At 74.2% G+C, this 17,302-nt stretch carries 12 protein-coding genes; 9 read left to right on the top strand and 3 right to left on the bottom strand.

The window, feature by feature from the left end:
- Positions 1-126 precede the first annotated feature (126 nt).
- Complete coding sequence (locus tag AB0F71_RS15850) at positions 127-1,644, top strand: NlpC/P60 family protein (protein WP_360233525.1); 1,518 nt, start codon at positions 127-129, stop codon at positions 1,642-1,644.
- Positions 1,645-1,758: 114 nt separating this feature from the next.
- Here the strand turns inward: AB0F71_RS15850 and AB0F71_RS15855 are convergent, their stop codons facing one another.
- A complete protein-coding gene (locus tag AB0F71_RS15855) occupies positions 1,759-4,044 on the bottom strand; it encodes an FdhF/YdeP family oxidoreductase (protein ID WP_360233528.1) in 2,286 nt (761 codons plus the stop codon).
- Positions 4,045-4,204: 160 nt separating this feature from the next.
- Between AB0F71_RS15855 and AB0F71_RS15860 the strand changes: the two genes are divergently transcribed.
- Complete coding sequence (locus AB0F71_RS15860; RefSeq protein ID WP_360233531.1) at positions 4,205-6,070, top strand: serine/threonine-protein kinase; 1,866 nt, start codon at positions 4,205-4,207, stop codon at positions 6,068-6,070.
- 71 nt (positions 6,071-6,141) lie between these two features.
- Positions 6,142-8,055, top strand: coding sequence for a protein kinase (locus AB0F71_RS15865; protein WP_360233534.1), 1,914 nt, complete (start codon positions 6,142-6,144; stop codon positions 8,053-8,055).
- A 16-nt stretch (positions 8,056-8,071) separates the two neighbouring features.
- Here AB0F71_RS15865 and AB0F71_RS15870 read toward each other — a convergent pair whose 3' ends face one another.
- Positions 8,072-10,000 (bottom strand): FAD/NAD(P)-binding protein, encoded by a 1,929-nt coding sequence (locus AB0F71_RS15870; RefSeq protein WP_360233537.1) that lies wholly within the window; start codon positions 9,998-10,000, stop codon positions 8,072-8,074.
- Positions 9,997-10,962, bottom strand: coding sequence for an amino acid ABC transporter permease (locus tag AB0F71_RS15875; protein ID WP_360233540.1), 966 nt, complete (start codon positions 10,960-10,962; stop codon positions 9,997-9,999). Before AB0F71_RS15875 ends, AB0F71_RS15870 begins: the two co-directional genes overlap by 4 nt.
- Positions 10,963-11,660: 698 nt before the next feature.
- On the opposite strand from AB0F71_RS15875, the gene AB0F71_RS15880 reads away from it, so the two are divergent.
- The 6 genes from AB0F71_RS15880 (at position 11,661) to AB0F71_RS15905 (ending at position 17,302) form a co-directional block, all read left to right on the top strand.
- Positions 11,661-12,827: an LLM class flavin-dependent oxidoreductase gene (locus AB0F71_RS15880; RefSeq protein WP_360233543.1), complete on the top strand. Its 1,167-nt coding sequence runs from the start codon at positions 11,661-11,663 to the stop codon at positions 12,825-12,827.
- Complete coding sequence (locus tag AB0F71_RS15885) at positions 12,824-13,396, top strand: GNAT family N-acetyltransferase (protein ID WP_360233546.1); 573 nt, start codon at positions 12,824-12,826, stop codon at positions 13,394-13,396. The genes AB0F71_RS15880 and AB0F71_RS15885 overlap by 4 nt, the downstream gene beginning before the upstream one ends.
- Positions 13,397-13,406: 10 nt before the next feature.
- Positions 13,407-14,354: an ABC transporter substrate-binding protein gene (locus tag AB0F71_RS15890; RefSeq protein WP_360233549.1), complete on the top strand. Its 948-nt coding sequence runs from the start codon at positions 13,407-13,409 to the stop codon at positions 14,352-14,354.
- A 28-nt stretch (positions 14,355-14,382) separates the two neighbouring features.
- The gene (locus tag AB0F71_RS15895) at positions 14,383-15,432 is read left to right on the top strand and encodes an amino acid ABC transporter permease (protein WP_360233552.1); all 1,050 of its coding nucleotides are present in this window, start codon (positions 14,383-14,385) and stop codon (positions 15,430-15,432) included.
- 71 nt (positions 15,433-15,503) lie between these two features.
- On the top strand, positions 15,504-16,256 hold the full coding sequence (locus AB0F71_RS15900) for an amino acid ABC transporter ATP-binding protein (protein WP_360233704.1): 753 nt from the start codon (positions 15,504-15,506) through the stop codon (positions 16,254-16,256).
- A gap of 56 nt (positions 16,257-16,312) precedes the next feature.
- Positions 16,313-17,302 carry an ABC transporter substrate-binding protein gene (locus AB0F71_RS15905; RefSeq protein ID WP_360233555.1) on the top strand — a complete coding sequence of 330 codons (990 nt, stop codon included), beginning with the start codon at positions 16,313-16,315 and terminating at the stop codon, positions 17,300-17,302.

Here is a 17,302-nt window from a genome sequence, read left to right on the forward strand (position 1 = left end):
AGGATCTGCGGGATCGTTCCCGGGGGAGCCCGCGGGCGGCGCACCGGCAGGACAGGGCAAGGGCGGGGAGGACCACCCATGGGCGGGGCTGCACAGCGCACGGAGACAACAGGAGTACGCCCCTGGGTGCGGGCGGCCCTGCGGTGCGGAGCCGTCCTCGCGGCCGCCGCGCTGGCGCTGCCGGTCGCCACCCAGGCCGCCTACGCGGCACCCGACCCGGGCGCCGGCGCCGCCGTCGCCCCCGGAGCCGACCCGCTCGCCGCGGCCAAGGCCACCCTCGGCCCGCTGCTCGACCAGCTGCACGGGCTCTACCAGAGCGCCGAGGCCGCCACCGAGCAGTACAACGGCGCGGTCGCCAAGGTCGCCGAGCAGCAGACCACGCTCACCGACCTCCAGGGCAGGCTCGACAAGCAGCAGAAGCAGGTCGACGCCGGGACGGACATCGCCTCCCAGCTCGCCGCCGCCCAGTACCGCAACGGCGCCTCCTCCGCCTACGCCGAGCTGCTGCTCTCCAAGGACCCGTACGAGGCCGTCACCATCGCCGAGCTGCTCGCCGCGGCCAGCCGCTCGCAGTCCGAGTTCCTGGACAAGCTCAAGGCCGACCGGGACGCGCTCGACGGCTTGAAGAAGCAGACCGAGGAAGCCCTCAAGACCTCGCAGGCGCTGGTCGTCCAGCAGGACGCCGCCAAGGCCAAGGTCACGGCCGACCTCGCCTCGGTCGAACAGCTGGTCTCCTCGCTCACCGGCGCCCAGCGCACCGAACTCGAACAGCTGGAGAAGGCCAAGGCCGACGAGGCCCAGCTCGCCTTCCTCGCCTCCGGCGCCCTCGGCAAGGGCGAGCGCACCCCCTCGCTGGCCGGCCGCGGCGCCGTCGCCTTCGCACTCGCCCAGCTCGGCAAGCCGTACCTGTGGGGCGGCACCGGCCCGGACTCCTACGACTGCTCCGGCCTCACCTCGCAGGCCTGGCTGCACGCGGGGAAGGCGATCCCGCGCACCAGCCAGGAGCAGTGGGCGCAGCTGCAGCACGTCCCGCTGAACCAGCTGCGGCCCGGCGACCTGGTGGTCTACTTCCAGGACGCCTCGCACGTCGCGATGTACATCGGCGGCGGGCTGATCGTCCAGGCGCCGCGGCCGGGCGCGTTCATCAAGGTCTCGCCGATCGGCTCGATGGCGATCCTCGGCGCCGTCCGCCCCGACCCGGACGGCACGGCCGACGACGCCGGCGGCGCCTGGAAGGTGCCGGACCTGCCGAAGGGCTGGGACACCGTCACCCCGATCGCGCCCAGTCCGGTCGACCGGACCCCGGCTCCGCCGGCCACCGGCGGCACCCCGGCCACGCCCACCCCGGGCGGCACCGGCACGCCGACCGGGACGCCGTCCGGCACCGGCACGCCGACGACGCCGACCGGCCCGGGCACGCCGACCGGTACGCCCACCGGGACCCCGACCCAGACGCCGACGGGCACGCCGACCCAGACGCCGAGCGACAAGCCCACCCAGACGCCGACGGGCACCCCTACCGGCACGCCGTCCGGCACCGGGACGCCGTCGGGCACCGGCACCCCGAGCGGCACCGGCTCGGCGAGCGCCCCCGTGCCGGGCAGCCCCACGGCCACGCTGCCGCTCGGCGGCCTGCTGCACTGATCGCGTACGGCTACGGCACCGCGTTCGGCTCCGGTACCGCGTACGGCTCCGGCACGAGGAGGCCGCCCCGCGTCCCAGGACGCCGGGCGGCCTCCGTGCCGTTCGGGGGTGCCGTTACCCGGCCGCGCCGGTGTCGGGCTCGAAGCGGATCACCACGGCCTTGGAGGTCGGGGTGTTGCTGATGTCGGCCGTGGAGTCGAGCGGCACCAGCACGTTGGTCTCCGGGTAGTAGGCCGCCGCGCCGCCGCGGGCGACGGGGTAGTGGACGACCCGGAAGTGCGGGGCGCGGCGCTCGGTGCCGTCCGTCCACTCGCTGACCAGGTCGACGTACCGGCCCTCGGTGAGGTCGAGTTCGGCGGCGTCCGCCGGGTTGACCAGGACGACGCGGCGACCGCCCTTGATCCCGCGGTAGCGGTCGTCCAGGCCGTAGATCGTGGTGTTGTACTGGTCGTGCGAGCGCAGGGTCTGCAGCAGTAGCCGGCCCGGCGGGACCTCGGGGGCGGTCAGCGGGTTGACCGTGAAGTTGGCCTTCCCGGTGGCGGTGGGGAAGGTGCGGGTGTCCCGGGGGCCGTGCGGGAGGGTGAAGCCGCCGGGGCGGCGGACCTTCTCGTTGAAGTCCTCGAAGCCCGGCACCACCCGGGCGATCCGGGCGCGCAGGGTGTCGTAGTCGGTCGCGAAGTCCTCCCACGGCACGGTGTCCCGCGGGCCGAGGACGGTGCGGGCGAGGCGGCAGACGATCGCCGTCTCGGAGAGCAGCCCCGGCGCGGGCGGGCGCAGTCCGCCGCGCGAGGAGTGGACCTGGCCCATCGAGTCCTCGACGCTGACGAACTGGGCGCCGGCGGCGGTGACGTCCCGGTCGGTGCGGCCCAGGGTGGGCAGGATCAGGGCCCGGGCGCCGGTGACCACGTGCGAGCGGTTGAGCTTGGTGGAGACGTGGACGGTCAGCCGGCAGCGGCGCATCGCGGCCTCGGTGACCTCGGTGTCCGGGGTCGCGGCGACGAAGTTGCCGCCCATCGCGAAGAACACCTTGACCCTGCCGTCGCGCATCGCCCGGATGGTGTCCACCGAGTCGAGGCCGTGGGCGCGCGGCGGCTCGAAGCCGAACTCGTTCTCCAGCGCGTCCAGGAAGGCCTTGGCGGGCCGCTCGAAGATGCCCATGGTGCGGTCGCCCTGGACGTTGCTGTGCCCGCGCACCGGGCAGACCCCGGCGCCGGGGCGGCCCACGTTGCCGCGCAGCAGCAGGAAGTTGACCACCTCGCGGATGGTCGGCACCGCGTGCTTGTGCTGGGTGAGGCCCATCGCCCAGCAGACGATGATCTTCTTCGAGGCCAGCACCAGCCGGCCGAGCTCCTCGATCTGCTCCCAGGGCAGGCCGGTCGCCGCGAGCACCTCCTCGCGGTCCGTCTTCCGGGCCTGCTCCTCGAACTCCTCGAAGCCGTGGCAGTGTTCGGCGACGAAGGCGCGGTCCACGCCGTCCGCCTCCAGGATCATCCGGTTGAGCGCGCGGAACAGCGCCAGGTCGCCGCCGAGGCGGATCTGCAGGAAGAGGTCGGTCAGCTTGGTGCCGTGGCCGAGCAGGCCGCGGGCGTTCTGCGGGTTCTTGAACCGCTCCAGGCCCGCCTCCGGCAGCGGGTTGACGCTCACCACGGTGGCACCGGCCCGCTTGGCGCGCTCCAGCGCGGAGAGCATCCGGGGGTGGTTGGTGCCCGGGTTCTGGCCGGCCACGATGATCAGGTCGGCCTGGTAGAGGTCCTTGAGGCTGACGCTGCCCTTGCCGACGCCGAGCGTCTCGGTGAGCGCCGAACCGGACGACTCGTGGCACATGTTGGAGCAGTCCGGCAGGTTGTTGGTGCCGAACCGGCGGGCGAACAGCTGGTACGCGAAGGCGGCCTCGTTGCTGGTGCGGCCGGAGGTGTAGAAGGCGGCGCCGTCCGGGGTCTCCAGGGCGCGCAGCTCCTCGGCGATCAGCGCGAAGGCGTCGTCCCAGGAGACCGGGGTGTAGTGGGTGGCGCCCTCGTCCAGCAGCATCGGCTGGGTGAGCCGGCCCTGCTGGCCCAGCCAGTAGCCGGAGCGTTCGGCCAGGTCGGCGACCGGGTGGGCGGCGAAGAACTCGGCCCGGATCCGGCGCTCGGTGGCCTCCTCGGCGACGGCCTTGGCGCCGTTCTCGCAGAACTCGGCGGTGTGGGTCTTGCCGGGCTCCGGCCAGGCGCAACCGGGGCAGTCGAAGCCGTCCGGCTGGTTGACCTTGAGCAGGGTGGCGAGGGTGCGCCGGGCGCCCATCTGCTCGGCGGCCATCCGCAGGCTGTGACCGACGGCGGGCAGGCCGGCGGCCGCGTGCTGGGGCGCGGACACCTCGGGGGCGTCCTGCACCGGGTCGCTCTGCGGGGCCTGCTTGGCCATGACTGCGCTCCTCGGGGCTGTACGGGTCCGAGCCGTCGCACCGTTGCGGGCTCTCCGCTCATCCTTCCACCTGGGCCGTCGGGTGGGGAGGCCCGTCAGGTGGGGAGGGCTGTCGGCCGTCGGTAGAGTCTGGGCGTCACAACGGGTGGGGGAGGGGCGCGTGCGAGTCGGGGACGTTCTGGACGGCCGGTACGAGCTGCGGGAGAAGCTCGGCCAGGGCGGTTTCGGAGTGGTCTGGCGGGCCCAGGACACCCGGATGCAGCGGCCGGTGGCCGTCAAGGTCATCGGGCACCACGGCGGCGACCAGGCGAAGGCCGCACTGCGCTTCGTCCGGGAGGCCTGCGCGGCCGGGAACCTCTCGCACCCGCACATCGTCACCGTGCACGACCTGGGGCAGAGCGAGGCCGACGACCAGCAGGTCACCTTCCTGGTGATGGAGCTGCTCACCGGCCGCACCCTGACCGAGGTGCTCCGGGCCGGACTGCCCGAGCCCGCGCTCAGCCTGCGCTGGGGGCGGGAGATCTGCGGGGCCCTGGCGGCCGCCCACGACGCGGGCATGGTGCACCGGGACATCAAGCCGGACAACGTCATGATCACCGACGCCGGGCACCTCAAGGTGCTGGACTTCGGCATCGCCCAGCTGGACACCGGCGCCGGCGGGCTGACCACCACCGGGACGATCGTCGGCAGCCCCGCCTACATGGCGCCGGAGCGGTGGACCGGCGGCCGGGTGGACGGGCGGGCGGACCTCTACGCGCTGGGCTGCGTCCTGGTCGAACTCTTCACCGGGGCACGGCCGTTCGGCGGGGACTCGACGCCGGTGCTGATGTACCAGCACCTCAACGAGCCGCCCCCGGCGCTCGATCCGGCCCAGTTCGGGCTGCCGCCCCAGGTGGCCGGGCTGGTCGCGGAGCTGCTGGCGAAGGACCCGGCGGAGCGGCCGGCCGACGCCCGTACGGTCGAGCGGCGGCTCGCCGAGCTGGCCGGGTGGCCGGTCGACGGGGTGGCGGCGGGGGCGGACCGGGCGGTTCCGGTCGCTCCGGTGGCTCCTGCTGTGCCCGCTGCTCCGGTTGTTCCGCCAGCGCCGGTCGCGCCGCCCGCGCCGCCTCCGGCGCCGCCCGTCGCACCGCTCGCGCCGCCCGTGCCTTCGGCGCCGCCCGCGGCTCCTGCGGCGCCCTCCGTGCTGTCCCCGCTGACCACCCCGCCGGTGGTCGCGGCCCCCGCGTCCGGGGACGCCGTCCGGGCCGGGCTGCGCGAGCGCCGTGCGGCCGCGTACCGGGCCGCGACGGCGGGCGAGTCGGCGATCCTGCTGCAGGCGGTCGCCCAGGAGAGCGTCACCGCGCTCGGCGCGAGCGACCGGGACACCCTGGGAGCCTGGCGGGACTTCACCTGGTACCTCAGCCGGACCGGGGACCTGGACGGCGCGATCCGGCTGCTCTCCAGTGTGGTGGCCGACATGCGCTCCGCGCTCGGCCCGACCGACCCGGACACCCTCGGCGCCCGCTACCACCTCGCCTGGTGCATCGGCGAGAGCGGCTCGGCGGTCACCGCGATCCGGCTGCTGCGCGAACTCCTGCCGGACCTGGCCGCGGCCTGGGGCCCGCAGGACAGCCGGGTCCTCAAGGCCCGGCACGACCTCGCCGTCCACCAGGCCAACCGCGGCGACCTCCAGGGCGCGGTGGTGCAGTTGCACGCGCTGCTGCCCGAGCTGGCCCGGGCGCTGGGCGACCACCACCCGAACACCGTCCAGGCCTGGCAGGACCTGGCCGGCTACCAGCAGCGGCTGGCCCAGTCCGGCCGCAAGGGCGGCCACCACCGCCGCCGGGCGCCGCGGATGAGCCCGATCGAGGCCCTGGTGCTGGTCCGCCGGTTGCGGGTGTGGGACTTCGCCACCGACCAGGAGGCGGCCGCCTGCGTCGGCGCGCTGGAGCGGGGCATCGGCCTCAAGGGCGTCGCCGACGTGGTGTTCGAGGCGCCGGACCACGTCTCGGACGAGGACGTGGTGGAGGAGATCTTCGGCCCGTGAGGGCGGGGCGCGCCGCTGCCCGGGCCGCTCGCTAGAGTCGGTGGGTACACAGCCGATTGGGGGGAGGGCAGGTGCGGGTCGGTGACGTCCTCGACGACCGGTACGAGCTCCGGGAGAAGCTCGGCCAGGGTGGATTCGGGGTGGTCTGGCGGGCCCAGGACACCCGGGTCGGGCGGCCGGTGGCGGTCAAGGTCATCCGGCACGACGACGGAGACCAGGCGAAGGCCGCGCTGCGGTTCGCCCGGGAGGCCTCGGCGGCGGGCAACCTGTCGCACCCGCACATCGTCACCGTGCACGACCTCGGCCACAGCGAGGCCGACGACCAGCAGGTCACCTACCTGGTGATGGAGTTGCTCACCGGCCGCACCCTGACCCAGGTGATCCGGGAGGGCCGGCCGGATCCGCAGGTGGGCCTGCGCTGGGCCCGGCAGATCTGCGAGGCGCTGGCGGCCGCGCACGACGCGGGGATGGTGCACCGGGACGTCAAGCCGGACAACGTGATGATCACCGAGGACGGCCTGGCCAAGGTGCTGGACTTCGGCATCGCCCAACTGGACGTCGGGGCAAGCGGGTTGACCACCGTCGGCACGGTGATCGGCAGTCCGCCGTACATGGCGCCGGAGCGGTGGACCGGCGGCCGGGTGGACGGCCGGGCGGACCTCTACGCGCTGGGCTGCGTCCTGGTCGAACTCTTCACCGGGAAGCGGCTGTTCACCGGGGACTCGACGCCGGTGCTGATGTACCAGCACCTCAACGAGCCGCCCCCGGCGGTGGACCCGGTGAAGTACGGTCTGCCGCGCCAACTCCCCGACCTGTTGGTCCAGTTGCTGGCGAAGGAGCCGGCGGACCGGCCGGCCGACGCCCGGGCGGTCGCCCAGCGCTTCGCGGACCTGGCGGAGGGCCGGGAGCTGCCGCCGACGGCGACACCGGTCGACCGGGTCGGGCCGGACGCGGCTGCCCCGGAACCGGCGGCCCCGGAGTCGATGAGCCCGGAGCCGACGGGCCCGAAGCCGACGGGCCCGGAGCCGACGACCCCCGAACCGGCCGCCCCGAAAGCGGAGTTGGCGAAGCGGCCCGCACCCGTCCGGCGGCGTGCCCCGGCCCGGCAGCCGAAGCTCCGGCCGGTGGGCCGGCCCGCGCTGCTGTACCCGGCGCCCCGGCCGGTCGGCCGCCCCGTCGAACCGCCCGGGCCGGTCGAGGACGCGGTGGCCGTCCGGGCCCGGCTGGCGGCGACCGTGGGGGCCGTGCAGGACGAGCGGCCCGCGGCGGCCGTGCACCGGCTCCGGCCGGTGGTCGAGGCGGCCGTGCGCTCGCTCGGCGGGACCGACCCGGAGGTCGTCGCCGCCCGGCGGGACCTCGCCCGGCACCTCGACCGGGACCGCCGCCCGGCGCAGGCCGTCGGGCTGCTGGAGGACCTGCTGGCGGACCTCCAGCCCGTCCTCGGGCAGCTCGATCCGCAGGTGCTGGAGGTGCGGTACGACCTGGCCGGGATGGTCCGCAGGAGCGGCCATCCGGCCACCGCCGTCCGCCTGTTGACCGCGCTGCTGCCCGCGCTGCGGAGCGCCCGGGGCCCGCGCGGCCCGCTCGTCCTCCAGGCCGGGGTCGACCTCGCGGCGTGCTCCGCCCAGCTGGGCGACTTCCCGGCCGCCGCGGCCCGCCTGGAGGAGCTGCTGCCCCAGCTGGTGGAGGCCTTCGGCCCGGCCCATCGGCGCTGCGTGCAGGCCGGGGCCGACCTGGCGGAGTACCGGAAGCGGGCCCGGTTCCACCGCGCGCCGCACCGGGCCGTCCGCGCCTGGCGGGTGCGGATCGACCGTGACCAGGCGCTGCGGCTGGTCCGGTGGATCCGGACCGCCGGGGAGCCCGTCCCGGAGCTGTCCCGCGAGCTGGAGCGCGGGACGGGCGTCAAGGGCCTCGCGGAGCGGGTGGCCTCGGCGCCGCCCTTCGTCTCGGACGAGGACCTGCTGGTGGAGGTCTTCGGGCCGTGACGCCCCGCCCCCGGCCTCACCCCACCAGGGCCGCCGCCGGGAGTGCGGCCAGGGCGCGGAGCAGGGCCCGGGCGGCGGCGTCGTTCTGGCGGAAGGCCGGGGCGTTGGTGCGGGGCCGGGCGAAGGCGGCGGCCGCCCGGAGGCTGGTGTGGGGGCCGAGTGCGGTGCGGCGCGGGTGCGGGGCGCTGCCCAGGGCCGGGTCGATCAGGCGGCTGTCGGCGGGGTCGATGGTGACCAGTCCGGAGCGGTGGGTGTGCTCCGCGTCGCTCACCACCTCCTCCGCCACCCGTCCGGCGCGGTGCAGCGAGTCCAGCACCGGGTCGAGGGTGCGGGCCAGCGCGTGCTTGGGCAGGTACGCCTCGACCAGCGCGGTGACGGTGACGGCGTGGCCGGGCACGGTGCTGCCGGAGGCCCGCCAGGTGCCGGTGGCCTCGTCCCGCTCGATCCGTACGCCCGCGCCGAGGAAGCGCACCACCCCGGCCTCGGAGAGCGCGAGCAGCTGGCGCAGCCGGAAGCCGGGCGGGCCGGAGGCGAGGAAGCTGAAATAGCCGAAGAACCACTCGTCGACGTCCTCGGCGACCGAGCGGGCGGTGAGCCGGCCGGAGGCGAGGATCCGCGGGAGCTGGCCGAACAGCGACAGCAGGGCGAGGAAGGCGCCCAGGTCGGCGCTGTGGGCCGGGTCGGCGCGGCGGTCGGCGTCGGCGGTGACGTAGTCGCGCAGGTGGGCCTGGAGCTCCTCGGCGGAGCCGAGTTGGAGCCCGGCCAGCGGGTGGTCGAGCCGTTCGAAGTCGATCCGGTCGGCCGGGTCGGGGACGGCCTCGGCGACGAGTGCGGCCAGTTCGGGGGAGTACCAGTCGTGCCGGTCGTACCGGGCGAGGAACTCGGGCCAGGGCAGCGCGGTGCGCTCCGGGTGGGCGTGGAACAGCTCGTGGTAGTGCCCGAAGCCGACCTCCTTGGCCATCGCCGGCCAGACGTCGCGGCGCAGCCGTAGCGGCCGGCCGGTGGCGAGCAGGGCGTCCACGGCGGCCGCGTCGAAGTACCGGGGGAGCGGGGCGGGCGGCCCCTGGAGCCGGTAGTCGGTCTTGGAGTGGTAGGGCACGCCGCGCCGGGAGCCCAGGTGCAGCACCGGTTCGCGGCCGGACGGGAGGTAGCGCAGGGCGGGCCCCTCGCCGATGGGTTCGAAGCAGCCGCCGCGCCCCTCGGTGAGCATCGCGACCAGGTCGACGGAGGCCAGGCCGAAGCCGCGCAGCGCCACCTGCTCGCCGGGGGCGATCCGGGCCAACTCGGCCTCGATGTCGGCGGAGTAGGCGGGCGGGAGGTGGAAGCGGCCGTGCCGGGCGGCGAAGGCGGCGTCGGCGGCGTACCGGGGGTGCGGGGCGGAGTCGAGGTGGCCGAGGGTGAGGGTGACGTGGTCGGCGGTGAGGGTGGTGCCGTCCAGGTGGACGGTCTGCGGGCCGTCGGCCGGTCCGTCGATCCGCCGTACCGTGCCCCGGTGGACGGTGACCGTGACGTGGGCCGGCAGGTCGGCGACGGCGCGGCGGAACACCCAGTCCAGGTAGGCGCTCTGGGCGCGCCGGGTGGGGAAGTCGGTGGGCGCCAGGGTGGCCAGCTCGGCCCGTACGGCCGGGTCGGCGACCTCCCGGTAGGGCGCGAACTCCCTTTGCCGCAGGGCCCATTCGGCCAGTGAGGGGCCGGGGCGGACCGGGCCCTCGATGGTGGAGCGCTCGTCGGTGAACATGGTGACGTCCTCGGCCATCGAGTTCATCCGCAGCAGCGGGGACTGGTCGCGGCGCCAGATCCGGCCCGCGCCGGGCGGGTACGGGTCGACCAGGTGGATCTCCAACGGCCGGTCGGCGGGCAGGAGTTCGGCGGCGTTGGCGGCGATCCGCTCCAGCAGTCCGGTGCCGCGCGGCCCGGCGCCGACGATCACGAGCGTCGTCGTCATGCCCGGACCACCCGGGCGAGGGCGGCGCGGGCGCGCTGCAGCGGGGTGGGCGGCAGGCCGTCCCGGGTGGCGCCCCTGGCGAAGTGGCGTTCGACGTAGTACTGGCCTATCGACAGCACGGTGGTGACCACCAGGTACCAGAGGGTGGCGACCATCAGCATCGGGATGACCTGGTAGGACTGCAGATAGACCAGTTGCACCGAGTAGAGCAGGTCGGAGACGGCCAGCACGCTGACGATGCTGGTGCCCTTGAGCGCCCCGATCAGCATGTTCCCGGCGCTCGGCACGATCGCGCGCATCGCCTGCGGCACCACGATCCGGCGCAGCACCCGCCACCGGCCGAGCCCGAGCGCGGCGGCCGCCTCCAGCTGGCCGCGGTCGACGGAGAGGATGCCGCCGCGGATCACCTCGGCGGCGTACGCGCTCTCCAGCAGGGTGAGGCCGATGACGGCGGTCAGGGTCGGGCCGATCAGGTTGACGGTCCTGACCGTGACGAACTCGGGGCCGAAGGGGATGCCGAGGCCGAGGGTCGGGTAGAGCGCGCCGATGTTGAAGAAGAACAGCAGCTGCACCAGCGGCGGGGTGGAGCGGAAGATCCAGATGTAGCCCCAACTGAGCGTGCGCAGCACCGGGTTGGTGGACAGCCGCATGGTGGCCAGGACGGTGCCGAGGACGAAGCCGAGGGCGAGGGTGACGGCGGTCAGCCACAGGGTGAGGGTCAGGCCGTCGAGGACGGACCGGGCGGTGAACCACTCGGCGACCACGCCCCACTGGAAGGCCTTGTTGCGGACCACCGAGCCGACCGCCATCGCGGCCAGCAGCAGGGCGGCGGCCGCGGCGATCCACTGCCCGGGCCTGCGGCGGGCGACGATCCGGGCCTCGGGGGGCGCCGGCGGGCTCTCGGTGAGGGCGGGCGCGGCGGCGGGTGCGGGGGCGGGCAGGACGTCCTGCGGGGTGGCCATGGCGGCGGCTCCTGGGCGGAGTGCGGGCGGGGAGAGGTACGGGTGTGATCACGTACGGGCCCTCGCGCACCGGCCCGCGTCCCTCAACGCGGCCGGCGCAACGCACTGCACTCCACCTCGATCGTACGCATGCGCGATCGACGGCTGTCAAGGGTGATCGGGGGGCGGTAGGGGCGCGGTCGGGGCCGCTCGGGGGCGGCGGGAGAAGCGACAGGAGATCGCAACAGTGCGGCAATGATGCACGGTTGACGTACTGCTCGGCCGACTGCTCAACTTGGAGCCATGTACGCCGAGCAGCCCCTGGTCACCCGCGACCACATCGACTTCGGTCGGGTGTGGTCCGCGGCGTGTCGCGGCTGACCCGGCAGCGGGCCGCCCGTCCGGCCCTGCATCCCTTCGGGGAGACCTCCCTCGGTGTGCCCCGTCGCGGGCCGGGAACCATGGTCCGTCACGCTAGTTGACGGATCGTCAGGCGCACGCTGCCGCCTCGCCCTCCACCGCCCTCGTTCTGCGCTCCGGCAGTTCCGCTCGCATCCGCCGTCCTTCCGCGTCCCTCCTCCCGCGTCCGTACGCCCGTACGCCTGTACGCCCGCGTCACCGCTCCACCGCCCCGTGCCCGACGGCCGCGCCCCGCCGCGGCCGCCTCCGGCCTGCCCACCCGCAGCCCACCGGAGTCAGCCCACCCGAAAGGTTCCGCCATGCCCGTCGAATTCCTCGGCATCGCCGCCACCGGCGACGGTTCGGAGACCAACCCGCGCACCACCGCCGCCTTCGACCGCGACTACACCCTGCGGCTGGCCCGGGCGCACGAGGACCACGGCTGGGACCGGGTGCTCTTCGCGTACGGCTCCGGCTCCCCGGAGCCCGCGGCCGCGGCGGCCTTCCTCGCCTCGCACCTCGACCGGCTGCAGATCCTGCTCGCCCACCGGCCGAACGTCTCCTACCCGACCTTCGCCGCCAAGACCTTCGCGACCCTCGACCAGATCAGCGAGGGCCGGCTGACCGTCCACTTCATCACCGGCGGCACCGACCACGAGCAGCAGCGCGAGGGCGACTTCCTCACCAAGGACCAGCGCTACGAGCGCACCCGCGAGTACATCGGCATCGTGAAGAAGGCCTGGACCAGCCGGGAGCCCTTCGACCACGAGGGCCCGCACTACCGCTTCAACGACTTCGTCTCCGACGTCTTCCCGGTCCAGCAGCCGCGCCCGGCGGTCTCCTTCGGCGGCTCCTCGGACGCCGCCTACGCGGCCGGCGGGGCCGAGGCCGACATCTACTGCCTGTGGGGCGAGCCGCTGGCCCGCACCGCCGAGCAGATCGAGCGGGTGCGGGAGGCGGCCCGGGCCGCCGGGCGGACCGACCTGCCGCGGATCCAGGTGGCGTTCCGGCCGATCATCGCGCCCACCGAGGAACTGGCCTGGGAGAAGGCGCACCGCACGGTGGCCGCCATCCGGGCCCGCCGCGAGAGCGGGGAGCCGGTGACCAGGCGCCGCCCGGTCGGCGGGGCCCCGGAGAACACCGGATCGCAGCGGCTGATCGAGATCGCCGAGGCCGGCGAGCGCTACGACCGCGCGCTGTGGACCCCGACCGCCGCGGCCACCGGCGGGGCCGGCAACTCCAACGCGCTGGTCGGCACCCCGGAGACGGTCGCCCAGGCGCTGCTGGACTACTACGACCTGGGCGTGGACATCCTCTCCGCGCGCGGCTACGACCTGCTGGACGACGCGATCGACTTCGGCCGGTACGTGATCCCGATCGTCCGCGAGGAGGTCGCCAAGCGCGACGCGGCCAAGGCCGAGGTAGCGGCCGAGGCGGCGGCCCGCGCCGAGCGGGACCGGCACCAGCTGATCGCGGTGCAGGCGTGAGCCCGGTCCCCGGGTGGGAGTTCCGCCGGGTCACCCTGGCGGACCCGCTGGTCGAGCCGCTGCTGCGCGAGCTCACCCACGAGTACGTCACCCGCTACGGCCCCGAGGCCCACCAGGAGATGACCCGCTACCCGGACGACGCCTTCGCCGAGCCGCACGGAGTGCTGCTGCTCCTGCTGGAGGACGGCGAGCCGGTGGCCGGCGGCGCGTACAAGCGGTACGACGAGCGGACCGCCGAGGTGAAGCGGATGTGGACCCACTCCGCGCACCGCCGCCGGGGCCTGGCCCGCCGGGTGCTCGCCGAGCTGGAGCGGACCGCCGCGGCCGCCGGCTACCGGCGGATCTACCTCACCACCGGCCCGCGCCAGCCCGAGGCCAAGGGCCTCTACCTGGCCGCCGGCTACACCCCGCTGTTCGACGTCGGCGCCGACCCCCTGACCATCGGCCCGCTCCCGTTCGAGAAGCCCCTGCCGGCCCCTGCCCCGTCGACCCCTGCCCCCGCGACCCCTGCCCCCGCGACCCCTGCCTCGTCGGCCCCTGCCCCGTCGACGCTGGTCCCGACCCACTGAAAGGCCCCCCGTGAGAACCACCACCGTCCGCCGCCGTCTCCTCGCGACCACCGCGCTGCTGCCGGTCCTGGCACTGGCCGCCTGCGGCTCGGACCCGAAGATCGCGGGCGCGGCCGGGGCGGGCGGACCGGCCGCCACCGCCACCGAGGACGTCGTCTCCGGCCTCGGCAAGTCGGAGGCCGCCGCCGCGCTGCTGCCCGAGGAGGTGCGCAAGTCCGGGGTGGTGAAGTTCGGTTCGTCCTTCGGCGCCCCGCCCAGCGCCTACTACGCCGACCAGACCACCAAGAAGCCGGTCGGGGTCGACGTGGACTTCACCGACGCCGTCGCCAAGGTCCTCGGCCTGACCGTCCAGCGCCAGGACGCCGCCTTCGAGACCATCCTGCCCGCCCTGGACAGCGGCAAGTTCGACGTCGGCACCGGCAACTTCGGGGTCACCACCGCCCGCCTGAAGACCATCGACTTCGTCACCTACATCGACGACGGCCAGGGCTTCGCGGTGAAGAAGGACAACACGTCCGTCCAGCCGGTCACCGACCTGGCCCAGCTCTGCGGACTGACCATCGGCACCGGCGCCGGCACCACCTTCGAGACCACGCTCAACAGCAAGAAGAACGTCTGCACCGACGCCGGGAAGAAGCCGTACGAGGTGAAGGCGTTCAGCGAGGGCGGCGCCCTGCTGACCGGCCTCCAGCAGGGCCGGGTGGACGTCGAGATGTCCACCATCAACGGACTGCGCCACCAGGCCGCGCAGGAGGCCGCCGGGGTGCGCTTCCTCAACGAGTTCCACCGCCTGGACGTCGGCTTCGCCTTCAAGAAGGGCTCCCCGCTCACCCCGGCCTTCCAGGCGGCGGTCAACCAGCTGATCAAGGACGGGACGTACGAGCGGATCCTCCGGAAGTGGGGGCTCACCGACTCGGCGATCAAGGAGTCGCAGATCAGCCCGCCCGAACACCCGTGACCGCAGGGCCTGTCGAAGGAGTCCTCCGATGACCACCAGTACCCCGGCACCGCCGTCCCCGCCGAGACCCGCCCCCGCGCCCGGCCCCAGCCCCGCCCCCGGCCCCGGCCTCGACGCCGCCGAGCTGGCCGGCCTGCGGACCGTCCCCGCCCGGCACCCGTGGCGCTGGGCGGCCGGGGCGGCCGCCCTCGTCGTCCTGCTCCAGTTCCTGCACGGCCTGGCCACCAACCCCGGCTGGGACTGGGCCACCTTCCGGCTCTACTTCACCGCCGACACCATCCTCCAGGCGATCGGACGCACCCTCGAACTCACCGCCTACGGCACGGTGCTGGGCTTCGCGCTCGGCGCCGTGGTGGCCGGGATGCGGCTGTCCCGCAGCGCGGTGCTGCGGACCATCGCCTGGGCGTACGTCTGGGTGTTCCGCTCGATCCCGCTGATCGTCCAGCTGGTGTTCTGGTTCAACCTCTCCTACCTCTACAAGCGGTTCGGCTTCGGCATCCCGTTCGGCCCGACCTTCGGCGAGTTCGAGACGGTCGGGGTGCTCGGCGCGCTCGGCGCCGCGGTGCTCGGACTCGGGCTGCACCAGGCCGCGTTCGCCGCCGAGATCATCCGCGGCGGCATCATCGCGGTGGAGGCCGGCCAGCGCGAGGCCGCCGCCGCGCTCGGCATCCCGCGCTGGCGGCAGGCCTGGCGGATCGTGCTGCCGCAGGCCATGCGGGGCATCCTGCCGGCCGCCGCCAACGAGGTGATCTCGCTGCTCAAGGGCACCTCGGTGGTCTATGTGATGGCCATCGGCGAGCTGTTCTACCAGGCCCAGGTGATCTACGGCCGGACCGGCCGGGTGGTGCCGCTGCTGATGGTGGCCACGGTCTGGTACGTGGTGCTGACCACGGTGCTGTCGATCGGCCAGTACTACGTCGAGCGCTACTTCGCCCGCGGCTCCCGGCGCACCCCGCCGCCCGGCCCGCTGCACCGCCTGCGGACGCTGCTGCGCAGCCTGCCCGTCCGCACCGACGCCCGCGCCGGTGCCCGTACCGACGCTCGTACCGCCGTTCGCACCCCCGGAGGAACCCCGTGACCACGCTGACCAAGGCCGACCCGACCCCTCCGGCCGACCGCACCGACGGCGCCGGGGCCGGGGCCGCCCCGATGGTGCAGGTCCGCGGCCTGCACAAGAGCTTCGGCCGGCTGGAGGTGCTGCGCGGGGTCGACCTGGACGTCCCGGCCGGCTCGGTCACCGTGGTGCTCGGCCCGTCCGGCTCCGGCAAGTCCACCCTGCTGCGGGCGATCAACCACCTGGAGAAGCTGGACCGCGGCCATGTCGCCATCGACGGTGAGCTGATCGGCTACCGCCGCTCCGGCGACCGGCTGTACGAGCTCAAGGAGCGCGAGGTGCTGCGCCAGCGCACCGGCATCGGCTTCGTGTTCCAGAACTTCAACCTGTTCCCGCACCTGACCGTGCTGGAGAACCTGGTCGAGGCGCCGATCGCCGCCTTGGGCCGCCCGCGCGCCGAGGCCAGGGCGGCGGCGCTGGCGCTGCTGGAACGGGTCGGCCTGGCCGACAAGGCCGCCGCCTACCCCCGGCAGCTGTCCGGCGGCCAGCAGCAGCGGGTGGCGATCGCCCGGGCGCTGGCCCTGGAGCCCAAGGTGCTGCTGTTCGACGAGCCGACCTCGGCGCTCGACCCCGAACTGGTCGGCGAGGTGCTGGACGTCATCAAGGACCTCGCCCGCAGCGGCACCACGATGATCGTGGTCACCCACGAGATCGGCTTCGCCCGCGAGGTCGCCGACACCGTGGTCTTCATGGACGGCGGCGTGGTGGTCGAGCAGGGCCCGCCCGCCGAGGTCCTGGACCGTCCGCGGCAGGAGCGCACCCGGGCCTTCCTGGCCAAGGTGCTGTAGCACCCCGCCCGAATCTCCCCGAACCGAACCCCCTTCACCCGAGCAGGAGTTCCGCCATGTCCCTACCCCGTCGCGCCCTCGTGACCGCCGCCGGCTCGCTCGCCGCCGCCCTCGTCCTGGCCGGCTGCGGCAGCGGCGCGAACGGCGCCTCGGCGGAACTCGCCCCGGCCAAGGGCAGCACGGCGCCGAACGGCACCGTGGTGAACCTGTCGCCGCAGCAGAACCGGGTCTCGACGGCGAAGGTCGACGCGATCGCGGCACTCGTCCCGGAGGAGATCCGGAAGAGAGGCACCTTGAAGGTCGTCGACTCGATCGGCACCACCCCGCCGCTGGACTTCTACGCCAACGACGACAAGACGATCATCGGCATCGAGCCGGACATCGCCTCGCTGATCGGCGACGTGCTCGGCCTCAAGGTCGAGTTCAACCCGGTCTCCTGGGAGAACATCTTCGTCGGCCTGGACAGCGGCAAGTACGACGCCGGCCTGTCCAACATCACCGTCACCGAGGAGCGCAAGGAGAAGTACGACTTCGCCACCTACCGGCTGGACGTCCTCGGCTTCGAGACCAAGAAGGGCAGCGGGATCAAGGTCACCGGCGCCAAGGACCTGGCCGGCCGGTCCGTCGGCGTCGCCACCGGCACCAACCAGGAGAAGCTGCTGATCTCCTGGAGCGAGGAGAACGTCCGCAACGGCCTCAAGCCGATCGACATCAAGTACTTCTCCGGCACCGAGTACTACCTGGCGCTCTCCTCCGGCCGGATCGACGTCTACACCGGCCCCAACCCCAGCCTGGCCTTCCACGCCGTGCAGACCGGCGAGACCGAGGTGGTCGGCACCTACTCGGGCGGCGGCGCGGACGTCCTCGGCAAGATCGCGGCCACCACCCACAAGGACAACGGCCTGGTCAAGGCGCTCAACGGCGCCATCAACGAGCTGATCAGGAACGGGACGTACGGGCAGGTGCTCAAGCGCTGGGGCCTGGAGAACGAGGCCGTCCAGACCTCCGAGATCAACCCGCTGGGCCTTCCGAAGCCCAAGGCATGA

Source organism: Kitasatospora sp. NPDC028055, from assembly GCF_040637885.1.
Classification (GTDB): Bacteria; Actinomycetota; Actinomycetes; order Streptomycetales; family Streptomycetaceae; genus Kitasatospora.